The sequence below is a fragment of the Vibrio genomosp. F10 str. 9ZD137 genome, assembly GCF_049974785.1.
Lineage (GTDB): Bacteria > Pseudomonadota > Gammaproteobacteria > Enterobacterales > Vibrionaceae > Vibrio.
On record NZ_JBNGCJ010000218.1, the window covers coordinates 1 to 860 of the forward strand.

At 45.6% G+C, this 860-nt stretch carries 1 protein-coding gene; it reads right to left on the bottom strand.

Translation table 11 applies throughout. The annotated features are described in order from the left end of the window. Positions 1 to 860 (bottom strand): Na+/H+ antiporter NhaC family protein (locus ACP45E_RS03035; protein ID WP_277815675.1); only part of this gene is annotated, 860 nt, incomplete at both ends.

Below are 860 nucleotides of genomic sequence, written 5' to 3' on the forward strand. Positions count from 1 at the left end.
AGGCAGCATAATGCCAAACGTGCCCCAAGAAGTGCCCGTGGAGAAAGCCATTAAGCCAGATAATAGGAATAAAATAACCGGCAACCACATTGGGCTAATACTACCTTCAATCTGAGAAGATAAATAAGCACCGGTGTTCATGTCACCAATAACGGTACCAATCGTCCATGCGAAAATAAGAATCAAAATTGCGCCAAACATAGACTTAGCACCAATCCAAAGTGTCACACCAATATCACTAGGCGACATTTTTTGTTTTAGCACAGTCACTAACGCAACAACAAAACCCGTAATGCCACCATAAATAAGTGACATACCAACGTCGGTATTTTCAAATGCCCCCAATAATGAGAAAGCTTGACCGTCCGCCTTAAGCGCAGAACCACCTGTGTAAAGCATGGCAGAAACCGTCGCGACGATAAGACACAGAATCGGTAGGACCAGATCCGATACCTTACCGTGTTCACTTTCTTGAATATCTAGCTCTTCATTTAATTCATGAGCTTGTGGTAGATCGGCTTCTTTATCCCCATCAAACCCACGGCCTTGAGATGCTTGAATTTCGTGTTTACGCATTTGCCCCACATCAAGCTGGAACCAAACAACCGCAAATACCATTAAGAGAGCAAACACCGCATAGAAGTTCATTGGGATCATGCGCACATACGCACCGATCGCTGAATACTCAGTGACACCGTGAGAAATTAATATTCCACCGACAATCGTCATGATGTAAGCACCCCAACTTGATGCGGGCATCAACACACACATTGGTGCGGCGGTAGAGTCGAGGATGTAGGCAAGTTTTGAGCGCGAAACATAATAGCGATCAGTGACGGGCCGGGAAATAGCGCCCACAG